Consider the following 2,796-nt stretch of genomic DNA (forward strand, 5'->3'; position numbering starts at 1 on the left):
ATCCATTTTGAATACCATTTATGACTTCGTTAAACTTCCGTCTCCGCCAACTACAAAATAGAATCGTATTTTCAAGGCAAGCATTTTGGAAAATTTTCCCCATCGCCTTCTTTTTAGTCTTTTATGAACTACTTGATCAAATTCATTTTCTAATTTGCCAATTAAGCCCTCCATATATTCATCATTTTTGCCATCGCCAGAATTTGGATTTTCAATTATCATACATTTTTTCATAAATACTCCTATAGAAATTAAAAAAGGTATTTAAAAATAAATACCAATTTATTTTAAATCTTCTTTCATTTTTTATATACCCTATGAAAATAAAAAAGAACAGTTTTTCTGTTCTTTCAGAGCATAGACAAAGTATGAAATTAGATAATATTTTATTTGAAATAAAATTAAGCTAAGTACCATCTCGACTAAGTGAGTGAAACGAACGCATGGAGAGATCTCTTGAGATTTCTCCGCTCGTTACACTCGGTCGAAATGGGAAAATTTTTAGTTTGTCAACAGTCTGAAAGAACAGTTTTTCTGCTCTTTTTACATGTCCATATTTATATATATAGGAGTATGATCTTGCCTATCTCCTGAATCTATCATGTCAGACTCTTTAATTTTCTCTTTTATCCTATCGGAAACTATAAAATAATCAATTCTCCAGCCAGAATTATTTATTTTACTTGTTTTAACTCTTTGGGCCCACCAAGTGTACTTTCCTTCTACATCTCCGTGAAGGTATCTAAATGTATCAACAAATCCCTTATTAAGTAAGTTTGTAAATCCACTTCTTTCTTCATCAGTAAATCCTGCTGACTTGTGATTATTTTCCGGATGTTTCAAATCAATTTCTTTGTGTGCCACATTAAAATCTCCACAAGCTATAACAGGCTTATTTTGATCTAATTTTTCTAGATAATTTGCATATTTTTTATCCCAAACTTGTCTTAAATCAAGCCTACTTAAACCACTACCAGCATTTGGTGTGTAAACTTGCGTTAAATAAAAATTCTCAAATTCTAAAGTAATTAGCCTTGCTTCTTGATCCATTGTATCAGGTGCATCCAAAGTTGGATAAGAAATTATTGGCTCAAATTCTTTTTTATAAAATGTTAAACACCCTGCGTATGATTTTCTTGCTGGTTCTTGTGAGCTTATCCAAGCATAATTGTATTGAGGGAAATAGCTTTCCAGAATTTCCTTATGTTTTTTACTAGGACCAGTCCTTGGCAATTTTGTTTCTTGAAGACAAATTATATCTGCATCTTCTTTAATAATAGTATCTAAAACATCTCTAGACATTTTCGCCCTATTTGAATCGCTTGTTAGGGCTGCATTTAGAGAATCTATATTCCACGAAATAATTTTCATTGTAACTCCTTTATTTTTATATTATTAAAAACACTTTACCAATTTTAATAATTTTAGCAATTTAAAGAAATTTAAATATTATTTAGGGTATTAGTAATTATGAGAAGTAATTTGGAGGTTAAAATGAAATGGAAAAATAGACGAAAAAGTTCGAACGTAAATAGAGCTTCTAGCACACCACTTGTTTTTGGTGGAGGAATTGGTGGATTAGTTTTAATGTTGGTTTTTTATTTTTTAGGAGCTGACCCATCGGTTATTAACGATAGAAATGTTGATCAGAGACAAAATAGGCAATACGAAGAAAATATTTCTGAAGGACAAAGAGAGCTTGAAGATTTTTTATCGGTTGTTCTTGCTGATACTGAAGATATGTGGCATGAAAAATTTTCTGAGTATAATTTGACTTATAATGAACCACAAATGACCCTGTATACAGGATCAACAAAATCTGCCTGTGGTATAGCTCAATCTGGAATGGGTCCTTTTTATTGTCCACTTGATCAGGCAGTTTATATTGATGTTTCTTTTTATGATGAATTAAAAAATACCTATGGAGCTGGTGGAGATTTTGCTTTCGCCTATGTTTTAGCCCATGAAGTAGGTCATCATGTTCAAAATGAATTAGGAATTTTAAATCAAACCCAAAAACTACAAAAGCAATTATCTGAAAAAGAATACAATAAATATTCTGTTGCCCAAGAATTACAGGCTGATTATTTTGCAGGAGTGTATGCTTACTATTCTAAAGAAAAAGGATATTTAGAAAAAGGTGATATTGAAGAAGCTATGAAGGCAGCCTCATCGATTGGTGATGATAAAATTCAAGAGATGTCAGGATCTAATATAAATCCAGATAAATTTACTCACGGATCAAGTAGGGATCGAAAAAATGCCTTTGATATGGGATATAAGTATCATGACATAGAACATTCTATGGAATTTTTCAAAAATCTCGATTATGAAATAAAAATAAATATATAAAAAATAGGTGCAAAAAATTGATGTGTACCCATAAAACTGGACACAATATTTAATTAATTAGTTGTAGTGGATGCTAACCTATATCTTGTAGGTGGCATCCATTTTGTTTCTCCTGAATTCTTTCGTTATTGTAATAATAGATATATTTTCTATTGCTTCCGAAAATTCTTCAAAAGAGCTATAGCTCTTTTCGTAACCATAATAAACTTCATTCTTTAATCTTCCAAAAAAAGTTTCCATAATTGAGTTATCATAACAATTACCTTTCTTGACATTGATTGAATTATACCATGTTTCTTAAGTTCATTTATATAATATTTATGTTGGTATTGCCAACCTTGATCTGAATGTAATATTAAGTTTTAGTTTGGAAATTTATTAAATGCTTTGTTAACATATTATATATTGTTTAAATTAGGACTTAAGGATAAGTCGTAAGAGATA

General features: G+C 30.2%; 3 protein-coding genes and 1 pseudogene. 1 reads left to right on the top strand and 3 read right to left on the bottom strand.

What is annotated here, in order from left to right:
* Window positions 1-18: 18 nt before the first annotated feature.
* Together ANHYDRO_RS09255 and ANHYDRO_RS09260 are read right to left on the bottom strand one after the other, a co-directional pair.
* Window positions 19-234, bottom strand: a complete 216-nt coding sequence (locus ANHYDRO_RS09255) for a diacylglycerol kinase family protein (protein WP_004815970.1) — start codon at window positions 232-234, stop codon at window positions 19-21.
* A gap of 309 nt (window positions 235-543) precedes the next feature.
* Entirely contained in the window at window positions 544-1,371 is an 828-nt protein-coding gene (locus ANHYDRO_RS09260; RefSeq protein WP_004815971.1) for an exodeoxyribonuclease III, read from the bottom strand.
* A 123-nt stretch (window positions 1,372-1,494) separates the two neighbouring features.
* Between ANHYDRO_RS09260 and ypfJ the strand changes: the two genes are divergently transcribed.
* Window positions 1,495-2,352 (top strand): KPN_02809 family neutral zinc metallopeptidase, encoded by an 858-nt coding sequence (gene ypfJ / locus ANHYDRO_RS09265; RefSeq protein ID WP_039914604.1) that lies wholly within the window; start codon window positions 1,495-1,497, stop codon window positions 2,350-2,352.
* Between the two features lie 73 nt (window positions 2,353-2,425).
* On the opposite strand, the pseudogene ANHYDRO_RS11015 reads toward ypfJ, so the two are convergent.
* Window positions 2,426-2,714 (bottom strand): annotated as a pseudogene (locus tag ANHYDRO_RS11015) (transposase); the annotation flags it as partial.
* Window positions 2,715-2,796: the final 82 nt, after the last annotated feature.

Source organism: Anaerococcus hydrogenalis DSM 7454 (genome assembly GCF_000173355.1).
Taxonomy (GTDB): Bacteria; Bacillota; Clostridia; order Tissierellales; family Peptoniphilaceae; genus Anaerococcus; species Anaerococcus hydrogenalis.

Coding starts and splice junctions, on each gene's coding strand:
- ANHYDRO_RS09260 (WP_004815971.1), bottom strand. CDS start 1,371: ATGAAAATTATTTCGTGGAATATAGATTCTCTAAATGCAGCCCTAACA.
- ANHYDRO_RS09255 (WP_004815970.1), bottom strand. CDS start 234: ATGAAAAAATGTATGATAATTGAAAATCCAAATTCTGGCGATGGCAAA.
- ypfJ (WP_039914604.1), top strand. CDS start 1,495: ATGAAATGGAAAAATAGACGAAAAAGTTCGAACGTAAATAGAGCTTCT.